General features: G+C 65.0%; 17 protein-coding genes. 8 read left to right on the top strand and 9 right to left on the bottom strand.

All coding sequences use genetic code 11. The annotated features are described in order from the left end of the window. Positions 1 to 103 precede the first annotated feature (103 nt). From DCG74_RS08650 to DCG74_RS08665, 4 genes are all read left to right on the top strand, one after another. Positions 104 to 835: an amino acid ABC transporter permease gene (locus DCG74_RS08650; RefSeq protein ID WP_172787090.1), complete on the top strand. Its 732-nt coding sequence runs from the start codon at positions 104 to 106 to the stop codon at positions 833 to 835. Between the two features lie 3 nt (positions 836 to 838). Beyond that, complete coding sequence (locus DCG74_RS08655; protein ID WP_172787091.1) at positions 839 to 1,531, top strand: amino acid ABC transporter permease; 693 nt, start codon at positions 839 to 841, stop codon at positions 1,529 to 1,531. A 12-nt stretch (positions 1,532 to 1,543) separates the two neighbouring features. Further along, on the top strand, positions 1,544 to 2,275 hold the full coding sequence (locus tag DCG74_RS08660) for an amino acid ABC transporter ATP-binding protein (protein ID WP_172787092.1): 732 nt from the start codon (positions 1,544 to 1,546) through the stop codon (positions 2,273 to 2,275). Between the two features lie 189 nt (positions 2,276 to 2,464). Next, positions 2,465 to 3,325 carry a D-amino-acid transaminase gene (locus tag DCG74_RS08665; protein WP_172787093.1) on the top strand — a complete coding sequence of 287 codons (861 nt, stop codon included), beginning with the start codon at positions 2,465 to 2,467 and terminating at the stop codon, positions 3,323 to 3,325. A 134-nt stretch (positions 3,326 to 3,459) separates the two neighbouring features. Here the strand turns inward: DCG74_RS08665 and DCG74_RS08670 are convergent, their stop codons facing one another. From DCG74_RS08670 to DCG74_RS08680, 3 genes are all read right to left on the bottom strand, one after another. Beyond that, on the bottom strand, positions 3,460 to 3,921 hold the full coding sequence (locus tag DCG74_RS08670; RefSeq protein ID WP_172787094.1) for a carboxymuconolactone decarboxylase family protein: 462 nt from the start codon (positions 3,919 to 3,921) through the stop codon (positions 3,460 to 3,462). Positions 3,922 to 3,946: 25 nt separating this feature from the next. Beyond that, complete coding sequence (locus DCG74_RS08675) at positions 3,947 to 5,560, bottom strand: MDR family MFS transporter (protein WP_172787095.1); 1,614 nt, start codon at positions 5,558 to 5,560, stop codon at positions 3,947 to 3,949. A 117-nt stretch (positions 5,561 to 5,677) separates the two neighbouring features. Then, the gene (locus DCG74_RS08680) at positions 5,678 to 6,859 is read right to left on the bottom strand and encodes an HlyD family secretion protein (RefSeq protein WP_172787096.1); all 1,182 of its coding nucleotides are present in this window, start codon (positions 6,857 to 6,859) and stop codon (positions 5,678 to 5,680) included. 214 nt (positions 6,860 to 7,073) lie between these two features. Here DCG74_RS08680 and DCG74_RS08685 point away from each other — a divergent pair, with 214 nt between their 5' ends. Further along, the gene (locus DCG74_RS08685) at positions 7,074 to 7,985 is read left to right on the top strand and encodes a LysR family transcriptional regulator (protein ID WP_172787097.1); all 912 of its coding nucleotides are present in this window, start codon (positions 7,074 to 7,076) and stop codon (positions 7,983 to 7,985) included. Between the two features lie 187 nt (positions 7,986 to 8,172). Here the strand turns inward: DCG74_RS08685 and DCG74_RS08690 are convergent, their stop codons facing one another. Next, positions 8,173 to 11,622 carry an indolepyruvate ferredoxin oxidoreductase family protein gene (locus DCG74_RS08690; protein ID WP_172787098.1) on the bottom strand — a complete coding sequence of 1,150 codons (3,450 nt, stop codon included), beginning with the start codon at positions 11,620 to 11,622 and terminating at the stop codon, positions 8,173 to 8,175. Positions 11,623 to 11,774: 152 nt separating this feature from the next. Here DCG74_RS08690 and DCG74_RS08695 point away from each other — a divergent pair, with 152 nt between their 5' ends. Together DCG74_RS08695 and DCG74_RS08700 are read left to right on the top strand one after the other, a co-directional pair. Continuing rightward, on the top strand, positions 11,775 to 12,230 hold the full coding sequence (locus DCG74_RS08695) for an Lrp/AsnC family transcriptional regulator (protein ID WP_172787099.1): 456 nt from the start codon (positions 11,775 to 11,777) through the stop codon (positions 12,228 to 12,230). 340 nt (positions 12,231 to 12,570) lie between these two features. Further along, entirely contained in the window at positions 12,571 to 16,677 is a 4,107-nt protein-coding gene (locus DCG74_RS08700; RefSeq protein ID WP_172787100.1) for a GAF domain-containing protein, read from the top strand. Here the strand turns inward: DCG74_RS08700 and DCG74_RS08705 are convergent. From DCG74_RS08705 to DCG74_RS08725, 5 genes are all read right to left on the bottom strand, one after another. Then, complete coding sequence (locus DCG74_RS08705; RefSeq protein ID WP_172787181.1) at positions 16,651 to 16,992, bottom strand: hypothetical protein; 342 nt, start codon at positions 16,990 to 16,992, stop codon at positions 16,651 to 16,653. The genes DCG74_RS08700 and DCG74_RS08705 overlap by 27 nt on opposite strands. A 224-nt stretch (positions 16,993 to 17,216) precedes the next feature. Continuing rightward, positions 17,217 to 18,209, bottom strand: a complete 993-nt coding sequence (gene galE / locus DCG74_RS08710; RefSeq protein ID WP_172787101.1) for a UDP-glucose 4-epimerase GalE — start codon at positions 18,207 to 18,209, stop codon at positions 17,217 to 17,219. Positions 18,210 to 18,228: 19 nt separating this feature from the next. After that, complete coding sequence (locus tag DCG74_RS08715; protein ID WP_172787102.1) at positions 18,229 to 19,032, bottom strand: WecB/TagA/CpsF family glycosyltransferase; 804 nt, start codon at positions 19,030 to 19,032, stop codon at positions 18,229 to 18,231. Continuing rightward, on the bottom strand, positions 19,025 to 21,400 hold the full coding sequence (locus DCG74_RS08720; RefSeq protein WP_172787103.1) for an exopolysaccharide transport family protein: 2,376 nt from the start codon (positions 21,398 to 21,400) through the stop codon (positions 19,025 to 19,027). The genes DCG74_RS08715 and DCG74_RS08720 overlap by 8 nt, the downstream gene beginning before the upstream one ends. Positions 21,401 to 21,691: 291 nt before the next feature. After that, positions 21,692 to 22,486, bottom strand: coding sequence for a bifunctional 2-polyprenyl-6-hydroxyphenol methylase/3-demethylubiquinol 3-O-methyltransferase UbiG (locus tag DCG74_RS08725; protein ID WP_172787104.1), 795 nt, complete (start codon positions 22,484 to 22,486; stop codon positions 21,692 to 21,694). A gap of 322 nt (positions 22,487 to 22,808) precedes the next feature. On the opposite strand from DCG74_RS08725, the gene DCG74_RS08730 reads away from it, so the two are divergent. Continuing rightward, a complete protein-coding gene (locus DCG74_RS08730; protein ID WP_172787105.1) occupies positions 22,809 to 23,837 on the top strand; it encodes a glycosyltransferase family 2 protein in 1,029 nt (342 codons plus the stop codon). Positions 23,838 to 23,844: the final 7 nt, after the last annotated feature.

Below are 23,844 nucleotides of genomic sequence, written 5' to 3' on the forward strand. Positions count from 1 at the left end.
GCGGGGGGAGGCGGTACATTCGGCCTTTTCTGGAGGGAGAATGGCCGGACATTTGCATAGGCGCCCAGGACATCCATGACGGGCGCGTTCGCGCGGGGGACACGTGAACTACAACTGGAACTGGGGAATTTTCCTCCAGCCGAATCCGATGGGGACCGGCACCTATCTCGACATGCTGCTGTCGGGTTTGGCGCTGACCCTCAAGACCGCGGCGTTGGCCTGGGTGATCGCGCTGATCACAGGATCGATCGTCGGCGTCATGCGCACGCTGCCGTCGAAAGGCGCCAATTGGTTCGGCTTCGCCTACGTCGAATTCTTCCGCAACATGCCGCTGCTGGTGCAGCTCTTCCTGTGGTTCTTCGTGCTGCCGGAGATCCTGCCGAGGGCCGCGGGCCTGTGGCTGAAGCAATTGCCGAACGCGCCGTTCTGGACGGCTGCGATCGGGGTCGGCTTCTTCATGTCGGCGCGCGTGGCCGTGCAGCTGCAGGCCGGCATCTCCTCGTTGCCGCGCGGGCAGAAGATGGCGGCGACGGCGCTCGGCCTGACCACCGTGCAGGGCTATCGCTACGTGCTGCTGCCGATGGCCTTCCGCATCATCCTGCCGCCGCTGACGTCCGAATTCCTCAACACCATCAAGAACACCGCGGTCGCCATCACCATCGGCCTGCTCGAGTTGACCGGACAGGCGCGCTCGATGCAGGAATTCTCGTTCCAGGTGTTCGAGGCCTTCACCGCCGCGACCATCCTCTATCTCCTCGTCAACGCCGTCGTCGTCACCGCCATGCGCCTCCTCGAGCGCTGGGTGGCGATCCCCGGCTACATCACGGGGAAATAAGCGATGCTCGGCAATCTCGATTTCGATGTCATCCGCCGCGCGCTGCCCTATCTGTTTTACGAGGGCATGACGTTCACACTGACGCTGACGGCTCTTGCTGCCCTCGGCGGCCTGGTCTTCGGTACGGCGCTCGCCCTGATGCGCCTGTCCGGCTTCAAGATTCTCGGCCGCATCGCCGGCATCTATGTCGACTTCATGCGCTCGCTGCCGCTGGTGCTGGTGATCTTCTGGTTCTACTTCCTGGTGCCCTATATCGGCCAGTGGCTGACCGGAGCCTCGCGGCCGATCAGCGTCGGCGCCTTCGCATCCTCGCTGATTACTTTCATCATGTTCGAGGCCGCGTATTTCTCCGAGATCATGCGCGCCGGCATCCAGTCGATCTCGCGCGGCCAGCCGGCCGCGGCCAGCGCGCTGGGGCTGACCTACGCGCAGACCATGCGCTACGTCGTGCTGCCGCAGGCCTTCCGCAACATGTTGCCGGTGCTGATCACGCAGACCATCGTGCTGTTCCAGGACACTTCGCTGGTCTACGTCCTGTCGATCACCGACTTCCTGGGCGCGGCGAGCAAGGTGGCGCAGCGCGACGGCCGCCTGGTCGAGATGTATCTGTTCGCAGCGATCGTCTACTTCACCATTTCCTGTATCGCGTCCTACGGCGTCCGTCGCCTGCAGACGCGCATCGCCATCATTCGATAGAGCGTGTCGATCATGATCGAAATCAGCCATGTCAACAAATGGTACAGCCCCACCTTCCAGGTGCTGACCGACTGCACCACCAATGTCACCAAGGGCGAGGTGGTCGTGGTCTGCGGCCCCTCGGGCTCGGGCAAGTCGACGCTGATCAAATGCGTCAATGCGCTGGAGCCGTTCCAGAGCGGCGACATCCTGGTCGACGGCACCAAGGTCAACGATCCCAAGACCAATCTGCCGAAGCTGCGCTCGCGCGTCGGCATGGTGTTCCAGCATTTCGAGCTGTTTCCGCACCTCAAGATCATCGACAATCTCTGCCTCGCGCAGGAGAAGGTACTGGGCAGGGGGCATGACAAGGCGCTGACCAAGGGGATGCAGCTGCTCGAGCGCGTCGGCTTGAAGGAGCAGGCGCAGAAATTCCCGGCGCAGCTCTCCGGCGGCCAGCAGCAGCGCGTCGCCATCGCGCGCGCGCTCGCCATGGATCCGATCGTGATGCTGTTCGACGAGCCGACCTCGGCGCTCGATCCGGAAATGGTCAGCGAGGTGCTCGACGTCATGATCGATCTCGCCCGCGAGGGCATGACCATGATGGTCGTGACCCACGAGATGGGTTTTGCCCGCAAGGTCGCCAACCGCGTGATCTTCATGGACCGCGGCGAGATCGTCGAGGACGCGGCGAAGGACGATTTCTTCGGCAAGCCCCGCAGCGACCGCGCGCAGAAGTTCTTGTCGAAGATTCTGTCGCATTAACCGGTCGTCATCCCGGGGCGCGCTTAGCGCGAGCCCGGGATCCATCGGGCGCCAGTACCGGGGTGAGATGGATTCCGGGCTCATTCGCTTTGCGAATGCCCCGGAATGACTGATCGAGGGTTTATCGGGCTCGCCAAATCTCCTATACCGATAGCCAATTCCCCCCTTTTCCCTCCCAGGAGACCTGCCTTGGACTCGATCGCCTACGTCAACGGCTCATTCGTCCCGCTCTCGGAAGCCAGGATCTCGGTGCTCGATCGCGGCTTCCTGTTCGCCGACGGCATTTACGAGGTCTCGGCCGTGCTCGACGGCAAGCTGGTCGACAATGCTTCGCATCTGGCGCGACTGGAGCGGTCCGTCGGCGAGATCAGCTTGAGGCTGCCGGAGACCATCGAGCGCATCACAGAGCTGCAGAAGGAGCTGATCGCGCGCAACAAGCTCGTGAACGGCCTCGTCTATCTCCAGGTGACGCGCGGCGCCGACAAGGGGCGCGACTTCCCGTTTCCCAAGGCTGACGTCAAGTCGAGCCTGGTGATGTTCACCTCGGAGAAGGACATCATCAACACCCCGGTGGCCAAGACCGGCATCAAAGTCATCACGGTGCCCGACATCCGCTGGGAGCGCCGCGACATCAAGAGCGTGGCGCTGCTGGCGCAAGTGCTGGCGAAGCAGGCCGCGGCCGAAGCCGGCGCCGGCGAAGCCTGGATGCTGCAGGAGGGCTATGTGACCGAGGGCGGCTCGTCCACTGCGTTCATCCTGACCAAGGACGACGTCATCGTCACCCGCAAGAACTCCAACGCCATCCTGCCCGGCTGCACCCGCAAGGCCGTGATCGCGCTTGCCGAAGAGCGCCAGCTCCGCGTCGAGGAACGTTCCTTCACGGTCGCCGAAGCGCTCGCCGCCAAGGAAGCGTTCATCACCAGCGCATCCTCCTTCGTGCAGCCGGTCGTCGCCATCGACGGCAAGACGATCGGCGACGGCAAGCCCGGTCCGACGGCGACGCGCCTTCGCGAGATCTACGTTGAGTTCGCCAAGGCGACGGCGGTTTAGGCCACACGCTCAGCTGCCGTAGGGTGGGCAAAGGCGCCCTTGCGCGGTGCCCACGTCTTCTCTCGTTTTCGCTGAAAGAATTGTGGGCACGCTTACGCTTTGCCCACCCTACGAGACCGTCTGTTACGGCCGGCTCACGCCACCGACGCCTTCACCTTCACCGGATGAACGGCGCGGAACGCGATCGCAATCCGGTTCCAGGCATTGATGGCGCCGATCAGCATGGTCAAGTTCACCGTGTCCGCCTCGGAGAATTGCGCGCGAACCTGTTCGTAGACGTCATCCGGCGCGTGCGTCTCTGAGATCAGCGTCACCGCTTCCGTCCAGGCCAGCGCCGCGCGCTCGCGGTCGGAATAAAGCGGGGATTCGCGCCAGGCATTGAGTAGATAAATGCGCTGCTCGGTCTCGCCGCGTTTGCGGGCGTCCTCGGTATGCATGTTGATGCAGAAGGCGCAGCCGTTGATCTGCGAGGCCCGGATCTTGACCAGCTCGATCAGCGATTTCTCGAGGCCCGTCGACTGGATCTGCGCTTCCAGCGCCATCAGCGCTTTGATCGTGTCAGGCGCGGCCTGGTAGTAGTTCATGCGGGGCTTCATGGTCGTTCTCCTTTTTTTGGCTGGGTCAGTGGGCTCCGCCGGCCGAGACTTGGCCGGGCGTCTTCAGGAAGAGGACGGCAACCAGGGCAACGATCAGCGCCATGCCGAGCAGATAGAACGTGTCGCTGAAGGCGAAGATAAAGGCCTGCTTCTGCACGGTATGGCCGATCGCCACATAGGCGCGATGCGCGGCGTCCGCACGGTCGAGAACACCGTGATTCACGAAATATTGTGTGAGCTGCTCGATCCGCGTGCGTGTGGCTTCTTCGAACACAGAGACCGACTGCATCAGCACGTTGGAATGATATTGCTCGCGCTTGGTCAGAACGGTCTGCAGCAGCGCGATGCCGACGGCGCCGCCGAGATTGCGCATCATGTTGAACAGGCCGGAGGCCGAGCCCGCATTCTCCGCTTCGATGCCTGCGGTTGCGACCGCCGACAGCGGCGCCATCACCAGCGCCTGGCCGATGGCGCGAACGACATTGGGCCACAGCAGCTGGTCGGCGGCATAGTCGTTGGTCATGTCGATGTTCATGAAGTTGGATGCTGCGAACAGAACGAAGCCGATGCCGATGATAATCCGCGCATCGAATTTTTGCATCAGGCGCGGCACCAGCGGGATCAGCACGAGCTGCGGCAGCCCGGTCCAGGCCAGCACCGTGCCGATCTGCTCGGCGTTGTAGCCCTGGATGCGCGACAGGTATTGCGGCAGGATGAACACGGAGCCGTAGAGCGCGATGCCGAGCAGGAAGTTCGCGAGCATGCCGAAGCCGAAATTGCGGCGCACGAGCAGGCGCAGATTGAGCAGCGGCTTCTTCACCGTGAGCTCGATGATCAGGAAGGCGGTCAGCGCAACGGCGGCGACGACCGAGAGCTTGACGATGAACGGCGAGCCGAACCAGTCGTCCTTGTTGCCTTCCTCCAGCACGGTCTGCAGTGCGGACAGGCCGATCGCCATGGTGATGATGCCGGCCCAGTCGCCCTCGCGGAGCAGCGCCAGCTTCATGGGCTTCGCCTCGAGCGCATACCAGAGCATGCCGACCATGATCGCGCCGGGCACGAGGTTGACATAGAAGATGTATTGCCAGCCGAAATTCTCGGTGAGATAGCCGCCGATGGTCGGGCCGATCGCCGGCGCGAACGTCGCCGACAGCGCGAACAGCGCAAGGCCGACCGGCTGCTTGCCGCGCGGCAGCAGCATGATGATCAGCGTGAAGGCCATCGGGATCAGCACGCCGCCGGTGAAGCCCTGGATGGCGCGCAGCACGATCATCTGCGACAGATCCTGCGCCAGCGCGCAGGCCGCGGACAGAACCAGGAACAGGATCGCGTTGGTGAGCAGATAGATGCGGATCGAGAACACCTGGGCGAGCCAGCCGGACAGCGGGATCACCACGATCTCGGCGATCAGGTAGGAGGTCGAGATCCAGCCGCCGTCATCGATGCCGGCGCCGATCGCGCCCTGGATGTCCGCGAGCGAGGCGTTGACGATCTGGATGTTCAAAACCGCCATGAAGGCGCCGAGGGTGGCGCCGATCACCGCGATCCAGGTCCTTGTGGATACAACCGGCATCGTGGGCTCAGCACCGACGGGGAGATTGGCGGAGGTGGCGTTGAGGGCCGGTTGGAGCGTGCTCATGGAAGCCTCGTCTCGGGTACTGAGACTGGATGCGTTATGCGGTTGGTTTCGATCATCGTGGAAGCTTTGGAAGGATCATCCGGGCGGATTTGACGGTCCGGCCGGAGCCTTCCGGCTTCAGTCTCCGCTTGCGTGGGGTGCGTTGTCAGCCAGACGTTTCGCGCTGTCGCGCTCGGCCAGCACCGCCTGTTTGGTGTCGACGGTCGGCACCGCGGACATGCCCGGCCGCAGCAGGCCGGTGAGGCTGTGATCGTCGAGCACGATCTTCACGGGAACGCGCTGCACGATCTTGGTGAAGTTGCCGGTGGCGTTGTCGGGCGGCAACAGCGCGAATTCGAGCCCGCTTGCCGGCGACAGGCTGTCGACATGGCCGCGCAGAATGGTGTCGCGGAAGCTATCGACGTGCAGCTCGACCGGCTGGCCCGGCCGCACATGGGTGAGCTGGGTCTCCTTGAAATTGGCGACGACATAGACGGCATCGAGCGGCACCACTGCCATCAATTGCGTGCCGGCCTGCACGTATTGGCCGACACGCAAGCTGCGGGCGCCGACCGTGCCGTCCACGGGAGCTGTGATTTCCGTATAGGACAGGTTCAGCGCGGCTTGCTGCGCGACTGCACGAGCGCGTTCGAGCTGGGCGGCAGCCTGGGCGCGCTGGGTGGTGAGCACGTCGACCTTGCGCTGCGCGGCGACGAGGCCGGACTTGGCATGCTGCAATTGCGCGCCGCTGGCGCGCAGCGCCGCATCGGTCTGCTGCGCGCGCTGGATCGTGCCGGAGCCCGACTTCATGAGGTCGTCGTAACGGGCGCGCTCCTCCTGCGCGAATTTCAAATTGGCGTCCGCAGCCGCCACATCAGCCGTGCTCTGCGCGATAATCGGCTGTTGCAGTTCGAGTTGGGCATCAATGTTGCGGACCGAGGCTTCGCCGGCAGCGACGTCGGCTTTCGCCTGGTCGAGCGCCGCCTTGAAGTCGCGGTCGTCGATCTTGGCCAGCAGCTGGCCCGACCGAACCTTCTCGTTGTCGCCGACCAGCACCTGGGCGATGTAGCCGGAGACCTTCGGCGCGACGATCGTGGAGTCCGCCTTCACATAGGCGTCGTCGGTGGATTCGAGGTACCGGCCGTTGGTCCAGTAATCGTGTCCGTAGTAGGCCATGGTTGCCGTGCCTGCGAGGAGCGCGAGCGCCAAGGCCGCGCGCCGAACCATGTTCCGGGCCGGGATAGCGGGTGGCGTCTTGGCATATTCGTGCGCGATTTCAGTTGCTTGCTGGAAGGTCTCAGTGCGGGGCATTTCGGACATTTGCGTCTCCTGTCGTCTCGCTGAGACTATCGGTCTTGCTGGCTCAGGTGATAATCAGCTAGATTCTGGAAGGATTATCCATTGAGAGTGGATAATCTGAGCCGTCACCTGGGTTCGTGATGTCTACCGGGTCAGGGGCGCGACTGCGCCAGCGCGATTGCCGTCTCTGTCGCGCGATTGCTGCCGAGGCGCACATCCCAGTGCAAGGAAAGCCATGGATCGATTGACCAGCCTCGAAGTGTTCAGCCGGGTGGTCGAGGCCGGCGGCTTCTCTGCCGCAGCCCGCAAGCTCAACATGTCGACCACCATGGTGAGCAATCACGTGCAGGCCCTGGAAGACCGGCTCGGGGTGCGGCTGCTTCACCGCACCACGCGCAAGGTCAATCTGACCGAGATCGGCAAGGCCTATTACGACCGCTGCGTCCAGATTCTCGCCGACATCGAACAGGCCGACGACATCGCAAGCGAATTGCAGTCGGTGCCGCGTGGCACGTTGCGCATTCACGTCGCCACGCACATGGTGCCGTTCGTCGCGCCGATTGCGGCGAAACTGCTGTCGACCTATCCGGAGCTCAAGATCGATCTGCGCATGGGCGAGGCCGAGGTCGACCTCATCGAGGAAGGCTATGACGTGGCCCTGCGCATGATACAGCCGCCGGATTCGAGCCTGATCGTGCGGAGCCTTGCCACCTGGCGTCACGTGCTGTGCTGCTCCCACGATTACATCGAGAAGCACGGCCGGGTGCAGAAGCTCGACGAACTCGCCGCGCACAATTGTGGTCGGCACTTGAACTATCCGTTCGGCGACGAGTGGCGTTTCCTCGATCGCAAGGGCTCGCCGGCCTCGGTGCGCATCTCTGGCAGCTTCGTCACCAACAGCGGGGAAGCATTGCGGAAGGTCGCGCTGGAGGGCGCCGCAATCTGCCTGATGGCGGGGTTCCTCATTCAGGATGATCTCGAAGCCGGCCGCCTCGTGCGCCTGTTGCCGGAATATCGGACGGTCGAGCTCTCCATGAATGCGGTCTACCCGCATCGTCATCATCTATCGGCGAAGGTGAGGACCTTCATCGACCTGCTCGTGCATCACAGCGCCGAGCAGCAGAAGCTGATCAACCCGTATTCGTAAGCGATGGCGGCAGAGCCGTAGGGTGGGCAAAGGCGCGTTAGCGCCGTGCCCACCATCTCTTCGTCATTGCGAGCGAAGCGAAGCAATCCAGAATCCCTCCGCGGAAAGATTCTGGATTGCTTCGTCGCAAGCGCTCCTCGCAATGACGAGAGGGCGAAGGGTAGGGCACGATTCCGGCAGCGCTGCGTCAACCGTAGGCCTGCATCCTTGCCGGCGGTGGTGTGTCAAGTTCAACGAGCTGCCGTTCGACCTCGGTCTTCACTTTCACGATCGCGACGTCCTTCACCGGCCCGTAGCCACGGATCTCCATTGGGCCTTTGGCAATCGCCACGAGATTTGGCAGGCGCGCCGCGTCGAGCTCGCCCAGCATCCGCTCGATCAGGCCTTCATACCAGGCGATCAGTTCACGCTCGGCGCGCCGTTCCGCGGCGTAGCCGAACGGATCGAACGGCGTTCCGCGCAACCCTTTCAGGCGCGCGAGCATGGCCAGAGGCACCTGGATCCACTGGCCGAAGGCGCGCTTGCGCGGCCGGCCCCGGGCGTCGCGCCGGGACGTCAGGAACGGCGGGGCGAGGTGATACTGGACGCTGAAGCCGTCCTCGAACTCGCGCTTCAATTCATCGAGAAAGCCACTTTGCATGTGCAGCCGCGCCACCTCGTACTCGTCCTTGTAGGCCATCAGCTTGAACAGCGCGCGCGCGACCGCATCGGTCAGCGCCTCGCTGTTCAGCTTGGCCTCGACATTGCGCACCTTTGCGACCATCGCTCGGTAGTGCGCCGCGTAGGCTTCGTTCTGATAGGCCGTGAGGAACTCGATGCGCCGGGCAATGGTCGCATCGAGCGTCTCGGCCTTTGGCGCATCCTCCGCCTTCGGCAGAAAATCCGGATCGGCAGCGGCGATCCGGCCCCAGGCAAAGGCTTGCTTGTTGCGTTCGACCGCGACGCCGTTGAGCTCAATCGCCCGCAACAAAGCCTGCAGCGAAACAGGGACAAGACCGTGCTGCCAGGCAAAGCCCAGCATGATGATGTTGGCGTAGACGGAATCGCCAAGCAGGCGCTCGGCCAGTACGTTGGCATTGATCGTGTCGAGATTGTGCTCGCCGATGACCTGATCGATTGCGCGCAGGCGGGCTGGCGCAGCGAGATCGGCGTCGCGGAAGCGGACCACGTCGCCGGTCGGCATTTCCGCGGTGTTGACTGCGGCACGGGTGCCGCGGCGATAGGTGCCTGAGGCCTTTGGCGAGGAGCTGACGACGAGATCGCAGCCGATCAGCGCATCGGCCGCGCCCTGGTCGATGCGGACCTGGTGCAGCGCCTCGGGGCTCGCGGCCAGGCGAATGTAGCTCAGCACAGGCCCGAATTTCTGCGCAAAGCCGGTGAAGTCGAGCACCGAAACGCCGCGGCGTTCCAGATGCGCGGCCATGCCGATCAGCGCGCCGACGGTGATCACGCCGGTGCCGCCGACGCCGGTCACCATGAGGTCGTAGGGCCGGTCGAGCGTTGCGGGCGCGGGCAGGGGAAGCGTTGCGGCGCGCTCGGTCGCATCGATCCGGCTCGCGCTCTTCTTGCGGCGCGTCGCGCCTTCGACCGTGACAAAGCTCGGGCAGAAGCCGTTGAGACAGGAAAAATCCTTGTTGCAGGCCGACAGATTGATCTGCCGCTTACGGCCGAACGGCGTCTCCTTCGGCTCGACGCTGAGGCAGTTGGATTCGACCGAGCAGTCGCCGCAGCCTTCGCAGACGAGATCGTTGACGTAGGCGAACCGCTTGGGATCGGCCATCTGCCCGCGCTTGCGCCGGCGCCGCTTCTCGGTGGCGCAGGTCTGCTGGTAGATCAGGACCGAGACGCGGGGAATATTGCGCAGCTCGCGCTGCACGGCATCCATCTCCTCGCGCGGATGGATGGTGACGCCGGCCGGCAGGTCGGACGGCGAGAACTGCGCGGGATTATCCGACACCAGGGCGATGCGCTCAACACCTTCGGCGCGGACGCTGTGGGCGATGGCATGGACGCTGACGGGCCCGTCGACCGGCTGGCCGCCGGTCATGGCGACCGCGTCGTTGAACAGGATCTTGTAGGTGATGTTGGCCTTGGCCGCGATCGCCTGGCGAATCGCCATCGAGCCGGAATGGTAGTAGGTGCCTTCGCCGAGATTCTGGAACACGTGCTTGTGCCCGGTGAATCGCGATGAAGCCGCCCAGTTCACGCCCTCGCCGCCCATCTGGATCAGCGAGGAGGTTTCGCGGTCCATCCAGCTCGCCATGAAATGACAGCCGATGCCGGCGAGCGCCTTCGATCCATCCGGCACTTTGGTCGAGGTGTTGTGCGGACATCCCGAGCAGAAATAGGGCGTGCGTGTCGCGCCGCTGACATTGATCGTGCGCGCGGCCTCCGGCATCAAGGCGGCGGCGCGCGCGGCGAGATTGAGGCCCGGAAACATCGGATCGAGCCGGCGCGCGAGCACGTTCGCGAGCGCGCGGGGCGACAATTCGCCGATCCAGGAGATCAGCCGTGCGCCGGTTTCGTCGTGCTTGCCGACCATGCGCTCGGGCTTGCTGCCGGGATAGTCGTAGAAGTACTCCTTGAACTGGCTCTCGATGATGCCGCGCTTCTCCTCGACCACCAGGATCTCGCGCTTGCCCTTCACGAAATCCATGGCGTCGTGCAGCGCCAGCGGCCAGACCATGCCGACCTTGTAGACGTCGATGCCGATGCGGCGGCAGGCGGCTTCATCGAGGCCCATCAGCCGCAGCGCCTCCATCAAATCGAGATGCGCCTTGCCGGTCGTGACGATGCCGTAGGTGGCGCTGGGGATGTCGTAGATGTGACGATCGATCGGATTGGCCTTGGCGAAGGCGTAGACCGCGTGCTTCTTGGCTTCCAGCCGTTCCTCGATCTGCGGACCCGGCAGATCGGGCCAGCGATAATGCAGGCCGCCCGGCGGCGGCGTGAAGTCGGGCGTGCGGAAGAGGCGCGGCGGGCGCAGCGCGACGGAGGCGCCTGATTCCACGATTTCTGAGATCGCCTTGAAGCCGACCCACATGCCGGAGAAGCGGCTCAGTGCGTAGCCATATTCGCCGAACGCCAGATATTCGTCGACGTCGGCCGGATGCAGCGTCGGCATGAACCAGCTCATGAAGGCGACGTCGGACTGATGCGGCATCGAGGAGGAGACGCAGCCATGGTCGTCGCCGGCGACCACCAGCACGCCGCCGTGCGGCGAGGAGCCATAGGCGTTGCCGTGCTTGAGCGCATCGCCGGAACGATCGACGCCCGGGCCCTTGCCGTACCAGAGCCCGAACACGCCATCGACCTCGCGGTCGGCTTGCGTCTCGACCTGCTGCGAGCCCAGCACCGCGGTTGCCGCGAGGTCCTCGTTCACGGCGGGGAGGAATTCGATGCGGTCGCGCTTGAGCTGCTGCTGGATGCGCCACAGTTCGAGATCAACGCCGCCGAGCGGCGAGCCGCGATAGCCGGAGATGAAGCCGGCGGTGTTGAGCCCGGCCGCACGATCGCGTCGCGCCTGGTCGAGCGCGATACGGACGATGGCCTGCGTGCCCGTGAGGAAGACGCGGCCCTCCTCGCGCTCGTAGCGATCGGAGAGCTCGTACGTGTCGAGTGAGGAAATGGCGTCCATGGCGGACCTCGCGCGGCATCCTGCCCAGTGATGGAAGGTTATGCCCGAGGCGTTGGTAGGTCTTACCTATTTATCCCTTCTGTTGCAGAAATTCGGTAGGATTTTGCAAGTGGGCGTTCAATCTGGTAGATCTGCTCGAACTGGAGCCTCCCATGATCGAAGAGCAGGACAGCCGCATTCTCGCCCATCTCCAGAGAGATGGCCGCGCCACCAACCAGCAACTCGCCGACGAGGTCGGCATGTCCACTTCCGCCTGCTGGCGGCGGGTGCGGGCGCTGGAGGAAAGCGGCGTCATCCAGGGCTATGCGGCGCTGGTGGCGCGCGAGCAGGCGGGCTTTGCGATGTCGGCCATCCTCCACGTCTCGCTGGAGCGGCACGATGCGAAGTTCGTCGACGAATTCGTGGCGAGGGTCACCAAGCGCCGCGAGGTGCTGGAGTGTTTTGCGACCACCGGGGACGCCGATTATCATTTGCGCGTCGTCGTCCAGGACATGGCGGCCTATAACCGCTTCCTCGACGAGTTCATGTTCCGCATCCCCGGCATCCGCTACGTCCGCAGCAACGTCGTGCTGAAGGAGATCAAGACCAGCGTGGCGCTGCCGTTTTGAGATGCGGAAAGTCCTGTGGGGTGGGCAAAGGCGCACTTGCGCCGTGCCCACGATCTCGCTCGACCTTGCGAAGGTCGGTAGGCGCGCTTCGCTTTGCCCACCCCAGGGCACCGCGATATCAATCTCCCGTAAACCAACACAGGGCGGCAAATTGGTAAACGGAACATGCCTTTCGTCGACGGTTCGGCCTCGCAGCGGTATTCCCGTCAGTTTTGTCGCGCTCGTTCGCAGCTCGTTCACTTTGATCGACGGTTTGCGCCGCGCAATAACGACCACTTAGGCGGTCGCCACCCATAAAGGCACCGGGAGAAATAGGCAGAAATGCCCGGGAGCTGAGATCGTGTCGACGACACTCGCGCGCACCTTTGCGGCGTTGAGCGCCATCAATGAAGCGATTCTCTACGCGAGATCGCCGGAGGAGCTGTACCAGAAGGTCTGCGATGCCGGGTTTTCGAGCGGGGACTTTCTGGCCGTTGCCGTGTTCCTGGTCGAGCCGGACGGCCGAAGGTTGTGCTTCGCGGCCGGCTGTGGCGATGACATTGCGCGGCTCCGCTCGATCGTGATCACGACGGAAACCGGCACGCCCGAAGGATCCGGCGTCGGCGGCGAGGCGTTTCGCCATCAGAAGCTGTGCGTCAGCAACGATTATCTGAACGATCCGCGCTCGCTGGCCTGGCGCGAGGGCGCCGCCCAGGCCCACATCGGTGCGGCCGCGGCGCTGCCGCTGCTCTGCAACGGCAAGAGTGTCGGCGTGTTGTATGTGACGCGGAGCGAGCCCAACTCGCTGAACGAGCAGATGGTGTCGCTGTTCGAGCGCATGTCGGCGAACATTTCCTACGCGCTGGACAATTTCGCGCGTGAGACCGCGCGGCAGGCCAGTGAACGGGCGACACGGCGGCTCAACCGCATGTTCGGCGCCATCAGCGCCACCAACGAAGCCATCCTGCACGCCAAGACCGAGCAGGAGCTGTATCAACTGGTATGCGACGCCTCGGTCCACAGCGGCAAGTCGCTGGCGACCATCGTGCTGCTTCGCGAGCCGGATTCGCACTGGATGAAGCCCGTCGCCGCCACCGGCCAGAACCTCGAGCTGGTCACCCAGGCGCGCTATTCGGTCGATCCGGAGAATCCCTACGGCAAGGGCATCTCGGGCGAGGTATTCCGGACGCAGAAGGCCATCGTCGAGGACGATCTCGCCAGCCGCACCAGGGGCACGCCGTGGGAGCAGGCCAACGTCAACACCGGCGTCGCCGCCTGCGTCGTCGCGCCGTTGATCAGGCACGGCGAGAGCGTCGGCGTGCTGCTGTTCTTCATCAGCCGCTCCTGGGCCAAGGACGAGGAGATCGTCGCGCTGATGCTGCGCATGGCCGAGAACGTCTCGTTCGCGATCGAGAATTTCGGCCGCGAGGCCGAGAAAGCCCGCATCGCCGCAGAAGAAGAGTGCCTGGCGCGCATGTATGCGGCGCTCAGCGCCACCAACGAGGCGATCCTGCGGGCGCGGTCGCGGGCCGAGCTGTTCGATCTCGTCTGCGAGGCGACCGCCAAGGGGGCCAAGTTCACCTTGGCCACCATCGCGCTGGTCGACCATCGCACCGGGCTGCTGCGCGTCGCCGCCTGCTATGGCCCGAACGCCGATGAGGTTCGCGAGTTCACGTTCTCCACCTCCGACCAGGTGCCCGAAGGGCGCGGCCTGACCGGCACCGCGTTTCGCACGCGCCAGCCCGCCGTCAGCAACGACGTGCTCGCCGACGACCGTATCGCGCCCTGGCACGCCAGCGCCCGCCGTACCGGCATCGCATCCTCGGCGGCATTGCCGCTGCTCAACGGCGACCGGGTCGAGGGCATCTTTCTGTTCAACTCCCCGGAGCGCGGCACCTTCACGCCGGAGCTCGTCGAGCTGCTGTGCAGGCTTCAGGCCAACGTCGCCTTCGCGCTCGAAAGCTTCGACCGCGCCGAAGAGAAGGCGCGGGCGGACAAGCAGCGCAATCGTCTCAGCGGCATGTTCGAGGCGCTGAGCGCAACCAACGAAGCCATCATGCGCGCCAAGACGCGCGAGGAGCTGTTCGAGGTGGCTTGCCAAGCGGCCGTGCTGGGCGACCTGTTCGCCGCGGCGACGATCGGCATCATCGACGAAGCAGGCGAGCTCGTCCGCGTCGTTGCGGTCAAGGGGCGCCTGCAGGAGCGCATAGCCGGACGGACCTCCGTCATTTCCGCCGACCATCCCGAGGGCCAGGGCATCATCGGCCTCTCGCTGCGCACGCGCCGGCCCAGCGTCATGAACGATTATCTGAGCGAGCCGCGGTCCGCCTATTGGCGCGCGAGGGCCATCGAGGACGGAACGCGGGCTGCGGCGTGCTTCCCGCTGCTGAGAGCGGGACGGGAACCGGTCGGCATTCTGCTCTTCCTCGCACCGGAAGAGAATACGTTCACGCCCGATCTGGTCGAGCTGCTCGGGCGCCTCGCGGAGAACGTCTCCTTCGCACTCGACAATTTCGAGCGCGCCGAGGAGAAGGCACGCACCGAAGCGCAGAAGGAGCGCCTCACCCGCATGTTCGCGGCCTTGAGCGCGACCAACGAGGCGATCATGCGCGCGAAGTCGCGTGCCGAGCTGTTCGACCTCGTCTGCCTTGCGGCATCGAACGGCGCCAAGTTCACCTCGACCACGATTGCCCTGGCCAGGCCTGGTACCGACCTGCTCGAGATCGTCGCCGCCGCCGGTCCGTCGGCCGGCACCACGCGCAATGTCCGTCTCTCGATCGATCCCGAGCGGCCGGAGGGGCGCGGCATGAGCGGCACGGCGTTCCGCACGCGCCAGCCCTGCATCAGCAACGATTATCTCAACGACGACCGCGTCCGCGTCTTCCACCCCATTGTGCGCGGGGATGGCGCGCGGTCGGGCGCCGCGTTTCCGCTCGTCACGCACGATGAGGCCGTCGGCGTCATGATCTACATGTCGACCGAGCCGGCGACCTTCACGCCAGAATTCGTCGAGCTGTTGCAGCGTCTCGCCGACAACGTCTCCTTCGCGATGGAGAATTTCGATCGCACCGACGAGAAGAACAAGGCCGACGAGCGCATCGAATACCTCGCCTCGCACGACAGCCTGACCGACCTGCCGAACCGCGAGACCTTCAACGGGCTCTTGCGCGAGGCGATCGATGCGGCGCAGCGCCATGATCACCGCTTTGCGGTGCTGTTCATCGACCTCGACCGCTTCAAGGTCATCAACGATTCGCTCGGCCACGAGGCCGGCGACCTGCTCCTGCTCCAAGTCGCGAACCGCTTGCGCGGCAGCTTGCGGGCGAGCGACGTGGTCGCGCGCCTCGGCGGCGACGAGTTCGTGGTGATCCTCGACCAGTGCGGCGAGATCGACGACGTTCAGCGCATCGCGACTGAATTGCTCGCTGCGCTCGCCGAGCCCATGGAGCTCGCCGGCCACGAGTGCCACACCACGGCCTCGATCGGCATCGCGATGTATCCGGCCAACGGCTCCGATGCGCAGACGCTGACCAAGAACGCCGACATGGCGATGTACCTCGCCAAGGAGGACGGCAAGAACGGCTATCGATTCTTCTCCAACGAGGTGAAGACGCAGTCGATCGAGCGGCTGTCGCTGGAGAGCGCGCTGCGCCGCGCGCTGGAACGCGAGCAGTTCTCGCTCAACTACCAGCCCAAGGTGGACATGGCGACTGGTCAGATCACGGGTGTCGAGGCGCTGCTGCGCTGGACCCATCCCGAGCTCGGCAACGTCTCGCCCGCACAATTCATTCCGCTCGCGGAGGAAACCGGGCTGATCGTGCCGATCGGCCGCTGGGTGCTGAAAGAGGCCTGCGCGCAAGCCATGGCCTGGCAGCGCCGCGGCCTGCTGCCGCTGTCGATGGCAGTCAACCTGTCGCCGCGGCAGTTTGCCGACGAGCATCTGTTGCAGGACGTCGACGAGGCGTTGGCGGCCTCCGGCATGTCGCCGGTGCTGCTCCAGCTCGAGGTCACCGAGAGCATGATGATGCGCAATGTCGGCCGCGCGCTCAAGGTGCTCGACTCCATCCAGAGCCGCGGCATCCGTCTCGCCATCGACGATTTCGGCACCGGCTATTCGTCGATGTCGCTGATGAAGCACTTCCCGATCGACACGATCAAGATTGACCGCTCCTTCGTGCGCGACCTGCCGCAGGATTCGGAGGATCAGGCGATCGCGCAGGCGATCATCAGCATGGGTAAGGCCCTCGGCATGACCGTCGTCGCCGAAGGCGTCGAGAATGCCGAGCAGGAGGCGTTCCTGCGCAGCCATGGCTGCGACGAGATGCAGGGCTTCCTGATCTCCAAGCCGCTGCCGGCGCGGCAGATGGCTGAGCTGCTGCGGCCGATGGTGCTGCCCGTCGCGCCGCCGCTCCAGCCGGAAGCGGCCGATGAAGACGCAGCCTCAGGGCTGAAACGCGCTGTCGTCTGACGGCTGCGGGTGCAGCTCGCGGACCTCGTGCTCTTCCCCCTCGGCCTTGCTCGGAAAATCCTGGGGGGCCGTCAGTGACGTCTGCTCGTTGAACAGTGCAAGAATGGCACGCGCGCCGTCGGCGAAGCTCGTCCCTTTGCTTACGTCCAATGCGCAGCAGCATGCTGCGCTCATCGGCTCCTGGTCGTCGACCACGGCCATGGCAGGCCCCCACCACCAGGCAGGCGCGGGCGAACGCTCGTCCTCCGGCACGACATGCCAGCGGACGAACTCCTCCATCACGCGCTCGAATTCCAGGCGGGCAGCCTGATGCATGTGGTCGATGCTCCCAGAATCGCGTCCGACGACGGGCCGACACGCCGACTTGATCGTCGCTTCGCTCGGAAAATTCGGTTCGTGCAACTGGGCCGAACCATGCAGGTCGACGTCGTCGTCGACAATGCGGAACGCGCGGCTGTCGGCGATGCGCCGGCGCGGCCGCGACAATTCATTCTAGCCGCTCGAGGGCACGGCAAGCAAGCGATTGCAGCCGCGATTGCCTAACGCGGCCTGAACGGATGCGCCTTCTGGTGCCAGGCCCAGGCCGTGCGGACGACCGTCGGCAGGTCGGAGTGACGCGGCACGAAGTTCAGCACCTTTCTCGCAGCAGAGGGATCGGCGACCAGAAAGGTGGGATCGCCGGCGCGGCGCGGCTTGACCGTGTGCGGCACCTCGCGCCCGGTCTCCTTCTTGATCGCGTCGAGGATCTCGCGCACGGAAAAACCGGAGCCGGTGCCGAGATTGAAGCTGCCGCCGGCATGGCCTTGTTCCAGAAGCTTCAAGGCCGCGACATGCGCGGCCGCAAGGTCCGTGACGTGGATGTAGTCGCGGATCGCGGTGCCGTCCGGCGTGTCGTAATCGTCGCCGAACACCGCGAAGTCGACATGGCCCTGAAGCGCCATCATTGCGCGCGGAATGAGGTGGGTCTCGTTGTCGCGCAGCTCGCCGATGCCGCCGGCCGGATCGGCGCCGCTGGCGTTGAAATAGCGCAGGCAGAACGCACCGAAGCCATAGGCCGTGCGGTAATCGGCGAGCATGCGCTCGATCATCAATTTCGATGCGCCGTAAGGATTGATCGGCGCGCAAGGAAAGTCTTCCGGCAGCGCCTTGGAATCGGCGTTGCCGTAGACGGCGCCGGTCGAGGAGAACACGATACGATGGCAGCCCGCGTTGCGCATCGCCTGCAACAGCGACAGCGTGCCCTGGACGTTGTTGATGTAATATTTCTGCGGGTCGGTCATGGACTCCCCGACGAGGCTCGCCGCCGCGAAATGCATCACCGCCGTGATCTTGTGGTCGGCGAAGGCGCGCGCCAGCGCCGCGCCGTCGAGCAGGTCGCCCGTCACCAGCGGGCCGGATACGAAGCTGCGATGACCCGTCGAGAGATTGTCATAAACGACGGGCTGATAGCCGGCGGCGGTCAATGCGCGGCAAGCATGCGAGCCAATATAGCCAGCGCCCCCGGTGACGAGGACGGTCGGTCGGTCAGTCATATCGTATTCTGCTCTTCTCTTAGCGGAGGGGGCGGTTGCGGCTGAAGAGAAGATAGAGCGCGCGGGGGTTGGTGGTCAAATAACGCCAGAGCAGACGGCGCGGCTCGAGCAAGGTGCGCCAGGCCCATTCGAGCCCGATCTTCTGCATCCATTGCGGCGCGCGGGAACGGCTCCCTGACAAGAAGTTGAATAGTCCGCCGGATGTCTTGATGACGCCAACATTGGTCAGATGCGGCGTGAACTCCTTCACGAATGCCTGTTCGTTGGGCACACCGAGCGCGACCCACAGATAATCCGGCGCCAGGGCATTGATCTCCTTGACCTTGGCACGCAGCGCGTCGCCGCGCAGATAGCCGTGGCTGCGCCCGACGATCTTGAGACGTGGATACATCTTCTGGACGTTTGCGACCGCAGCGGCGTTCTCGGGCTCGCTTGCGCCGAACATGTAGAAGGTGCGGCCTGCGGCTTCGGCCTTGCGCGCGACGACGTGGAACAGGTCCGTGGTTGCGACGCGCTCCGGCAGCGGGAACCAGGATTGCAGCTTCGAAGCTGCGACCAGCGGCTGACCGTCGGCGTTGATCAAATCAGCGGCACGGAACAGGCGCTCGGTCTGCGGCTCGGTCGAGCAGCGCGCCAGCACCTCGCCATTGGCCGAGGTCAGGAACAGCGGACGGCCGATGCGATGGTCGGGATTGGTCGCCTCGATCATGAAATCGGCGGTCTCTTCCAGGTCGAGCGCGGCCATGCGAAGTCCGCCAACGGTGATTCTCGGCACCTCGGCAGTTGCTGCCCGTCCGTCGAAGTTGACGCGGCGCTCAAGCATATTGTTTGCCTCGCTGGCGCGTTTGCATTGCAGGGGTCAGCTCGTCGAGCACGACGCCGACGAGCTTGCGCTCGGCCTGGCCGAGCGCGGTCAGGATCTCTTCCAGGCTGTCGTTGACGTCGAGGCTGGTCGGCAGCACGGCCACCAGCGCGTCGATGTCGTCGAACAGCTTGCGGCCGCCGGAAGCGAGCGGCAAGGCCGGGCCGTCGAGGACCACGAGATCATAGCCGCCGGCGGAACGGGCCTGCGCAATCGCCTTGCGGATGGCGTCGGCGGCCTTGCCGGCGTCGCCCTCCGCGGCGGGCAGCACCGAGATGCCGTTGACCGTCCTGATCTCGCGTGCGTCCTTGCTGCCGATCGAGAGCCAGCCGAGCCTGCTCGGCTCGCTCTTGCCGGGACGGATGACCTTGTTCGAGAGCGAGCGCGCCTGATGGTCAGCATCGATCATCAGCACGCGGGCGCCGTCGCGTGCGGCCGCCAGCGCGAAATTCAGCGCGGTCACGCTGCGGCCGCTGGTCCTGCCAGCACCGACCAGCGCAACGACCGGCATCGCCTTGCCGCCGGCGCGCCGCGCCACCGCCGCGCGCAGGTCGCGCCAGGCGTTGAGCAGGCTCGTCAGGGGAAAGCCCGGGCGCAGCGTCGGCCAACCCAGCCGTGTGAGATCGACGCCGCCGCCGGTGGGAAGTATGGCGCCGAGCGTGTGGATGACGTCGGCCTCCTGGAAGCGTGCGATCAGCGGCTTCTCGATCAAGGGCTGCTCGACCATCGAAGGCTGCAGCGGAGGCGCGGCAAGTTCCGGCGGAGCCGACGCAGCTTCAGATGCGCGCGGGATCTGCCGCGGCTGGGCAACTTCCGCAGGCCGCGGGAGCTCCGGTGCTCGGGATGCCTGTGGCATCGGCGAGCGCTCATGTCGGGCGGGCGTCGGCGTCGCGGGCGCGGTTGCGCCAGCGAACAGCAAATCTGCCACAACGAACCAGCTCGATGCAGCGATCGCCCCGAAAATGAAGCCGATCATCGCGAACAGGCTCATCGCCGGCGGGAACGAGCGCCGCTGCGGCACCGTCGCCTCGCCGATAACGCGGGCGGCCGAGGTGTTCAGGCTCTCCTGCTCCTCGGTCTCGCGGGAGCGCTTGAGAAAGGACTGATAGACCTCGCGGCTGGCATCGGCTTCGCGCTCGAGCTCGCGCAGCCGCACGGCGGCCTGGCTGAGCTGGACGCTTTGCCGCTTCTGTGCTTCCAGCGCGCGGTTGAGCGAGGCCTCGAAATCGCGGGCGCGCGTCAGGTCGTTCTTGGCGGACTGGGCGAAGCGGTCGATCTCCTCGTTGATGGTGCGCTTGAGGTCCTCGACCTGCTTCTCGGTCTGGCGCAGTGCCGGATGGCGCGGGCCGAGCTCGCCGGCCTGCTCCGCATATTTCTTCCGCGCATCGGCATATTGCGCGCGCAAATTCGCAATGGTCGGCGATTGCAGCGCCTCCGGAATCGCGCCCGCGTCGGCAGCTGTACGCCGGCTCGCCTCGATCTGGTCGAGCCGCGCCTGCGCATCCATCGTCGCCGCGCGGGCCGCGGAAAGCCGCTGGTTGCTGGCGGAGAGCTGCTGATCGCTGATCAGCGCATCCTGGGTGCCGACGAAATTGTTCTGGGCCTTGTAGGTCGCCAGCGCGGTCTCGGCGTTGCGCAGCCGGTCGCGCAGCTCCTTCAGGCGGCTGGAGAGATCGTTGGTGGCCCGCCGTGCCGCCGAAGCCTGCGAATTGCGGGATTCGGCGAGATAGGCATTGGTCAGCGTGTTGGCGAGCATCGCCGCCTTCGCTGGATTCGTCGACCAGACCTCGACGTCGACGATGAAGCTCTTCTCGGTCTTGCGAACGGCGATGTGCCTGTTCAGCGCCTCGAGCGCCGCAAGCTGCACCTCCTTCGTCTCTGCGGCGGACGGCGCGCGGGGCTGCAGGCCGATCAGGCCGAGCAGCGACGACATCAGGCTCGCAGCGTCACCGCCTCCGAATTCCGGGTCCTTGTCGAGACCCGCCTGCTGGATCACCTGGAGCAGCACGCTGTTGGAGGTGATCAGGCGCGCCTGGCTCTCCACCACCATGGACATGCCGGAAACGTCCTGGGCGCGCGGCGTGAGCTCGCGGTCGACGAGCTGGAGCTCGCGCGGGTCGACATAGAGCTGAGCGGTGGCGGTGTAGCGGGGCGTCACGCTCTTGCCGATGGTGACGGCAAGCGCCGCGCCGAGCAGGGCGGCCGCGGCGATCGCGACCTTCCGCCGCCAGAGCAGAGTGGCGAGCTCCAGCACGTTGAAGCCGGCCTGAGGCTTCCGCTCAGAGGCCTCCGGTCTGGCTCGATCGATCGGCTGGTTATAATCAAGCATGATCCCCAGCTTTCATTCCAAGTGCCGCGGGCTGAGGGGTTACTCTTCGCTTTACGCCACGCACCCGGGATATAGGTGCCCAATCAACGCAACAGGGAAAATTAACCATACTCATTGAGGGACTATTCACCGAAATGGCAAACAAAGCGTTTAAGCGCATGCCATCCCTCGGCGCGTCCTTATGACGCCCGCGATACCCGCCTCTTCCAGCAATTAACGGTTCGTTACCGCGCGCAGCATGGCCGCGAGCCGCCGTTCGTCCGGTGATGGGCCGCGCACGTGCCATCGCCGTCAGATCCTCCGAAGAATGACGTGATAGTCGCCGCGGCGGACGTCGGTGCCGCGCGGCAGCACGGCGTTCAGCACCGCGGCGCCGGCGTCGACCAGCGCCGCAACCAGCGGCTTGCGCCGGCGCATCTCGGGATAGCGCGGACTTTCGACCTCACGGCGGTAGATCATCTCGAGGCCGTTGGCGGCCGCGAATGCTTGGAGCCGGGGCAGCGTCACCAGCGGATGAAAGAAGGTCGGGAACGGAGGCTCGCCGGGCAGGCCGGCGTCTTTGATGCCGCGGATGTGCCGATAGAACCAGACGTGAAACCAGTGCGGCGAATATTTGGTGACGACCCCGGAGAGCGAGCGCGGATTGGGCGCGCCGATCAGGATCATCCCGCCGCGCTTGAGCGCGTCACGGAAATTCAGCAGCGCGGCGTCGACATCAGGCAGATGCTCGATCACGTTGTAGCAGATCACGAGATCGAAGGTCTCGCGGGCGAAGCGGTAAGCCTGGACGTCGCCGAGGATCGCCTCGTCGGCGTAGGTGTTGTTGCGGACCTGGTCCTCGTCGATGTCGACGACGGTGACCTTGCTGCGGCTCAGCAAGTCCGGCGGCAGAACGCTGCACGAGCCGCCGCCTGCTTCATAGATCGCGAGCTGGCCCCGCGGCAGCTCGCGGCACAGCACGTCATGGACGGCGAGCAGGCTGTCGCGGGCTTCGCCGGGGACGAGATCATGAAGCGCCTCGGCATAGGGCACGGCCGCGGGGATCGCCGTGGTTGTCGCGAAATCGATCGTGGCTGGCTTGTTCATGGATTCTGACCGCGCTTGTTCTATTCAAATTTACAGGAAAAAACGCGCCTGCCCGAAGAGCAAATCCGATGCCGCATCGTCTCACCGGTCGCAGTGCTTACGGCCCGGTTAATGCGCATGCGCATTAACTACAGCATTGTTCATGTTGGAGCGTTGTCGGCGCGTGGACCGCCAATTGCAGCATGACGCGCGGCGAACTTGGTGGTCATGTGCCGCGCGGCAGCCGTCCATTTTGGGACGCATCTGTCCCGCGGCGATGTGCCGTCGTGGGACGCGCGATCGAAGCAGGGCTTTTTCAATACATCTCGGACATCTAGACCTCATGACATTGATCCCGACAGACCTGTCTGTGGCGCGCATCTCGGATGCCGTGGGCGATCCCAACCGGGAGATCGTGGCGAGCTCTCGCGTCATCGACCTGTCGGTCGGCATCGTCGTCTGCGTTCCCTGCTTCCGTCGTCCGCAACACCTGCGCCTGACGCTGGAATCGCTGGCGAACCAGCGCACCCCGCGTTCCTTTGCCGTCGTCATGGTCGAGAACGACGCGATGCGGCGCGAAAGCACGCCGGTTGCCGCGGAGTTCCTGGCCGCTGGGAGGCTCCAGGGCGTTTGCCTCATCGAGAAGCGGCAGGGCAATTGCCAGGCGATCAATGCTGCCTTCGAGACCGCGCAGGAGCTGTTTCCCGCTGCAACCCGTTTCCTGATGGTCGACGACGACGAGATCGCATCAAGCGACTGGCTCGAGCTGATGGTGCGCACCGCGGAGGCGACCGGCGCCGATGTGGTCGGCGGGCCGGTGCTGCCTGTGTTCGACGACGACAGCAAGCCCTGGCTGTCGCGTCATCCCGCCTTCTGTCCAGCCTACGAGTACAGCGGTGCGGTGCCGCTGATCTACGGCTGCGGCAATTGCCTGATCACGCGTGCCGCATTCGAACGGTTCGACCGTCCCGCGTTCGACCTGCGCTTCAATTTTCTCGGCGGCGGTGATTGCGATTTCTTCGTGCGGTGCCGTGACGCCGGCATGCTGTTCCACTGGACGGCGGAGGCCGTCATCACCGAGACCGTGCCGCACAACCGCACCAGCCTCGGCTGGATCGCAAAACGCGGCCTGCGCATCGGTGCGATCAATTATCGTGTGCAGTACAAGGCCGCGCGAAGCGCATCGGGGCGGGTGCGGGTGTTCGCGCAGATGCTTGGACGGTTGCCGCTGTCGCTGCTTCGCGCTGCCGCCTTGTCGACGTCGTCGAAAGCCGTCGTCGCGATGCATCCGGTGATGGTTGCGTTTGGCGCCGCCCTGGCGGCCCTCGGCCTCGAGCCGAAGCCTTACGAGGCCTCGAAGATCGCGTCTTGACGCGGCG

Origin of the sequence: Bradyrhizobium sp. WBAH42, from assembly GCF_024585265.1 — a bacterium.
Taxonomy (GTDB): Bacteria; Pseudomonadota; Alphaproteobacteria; order Rhizobiales; family Xanthobacteraceae; genus Bradyrhizobium.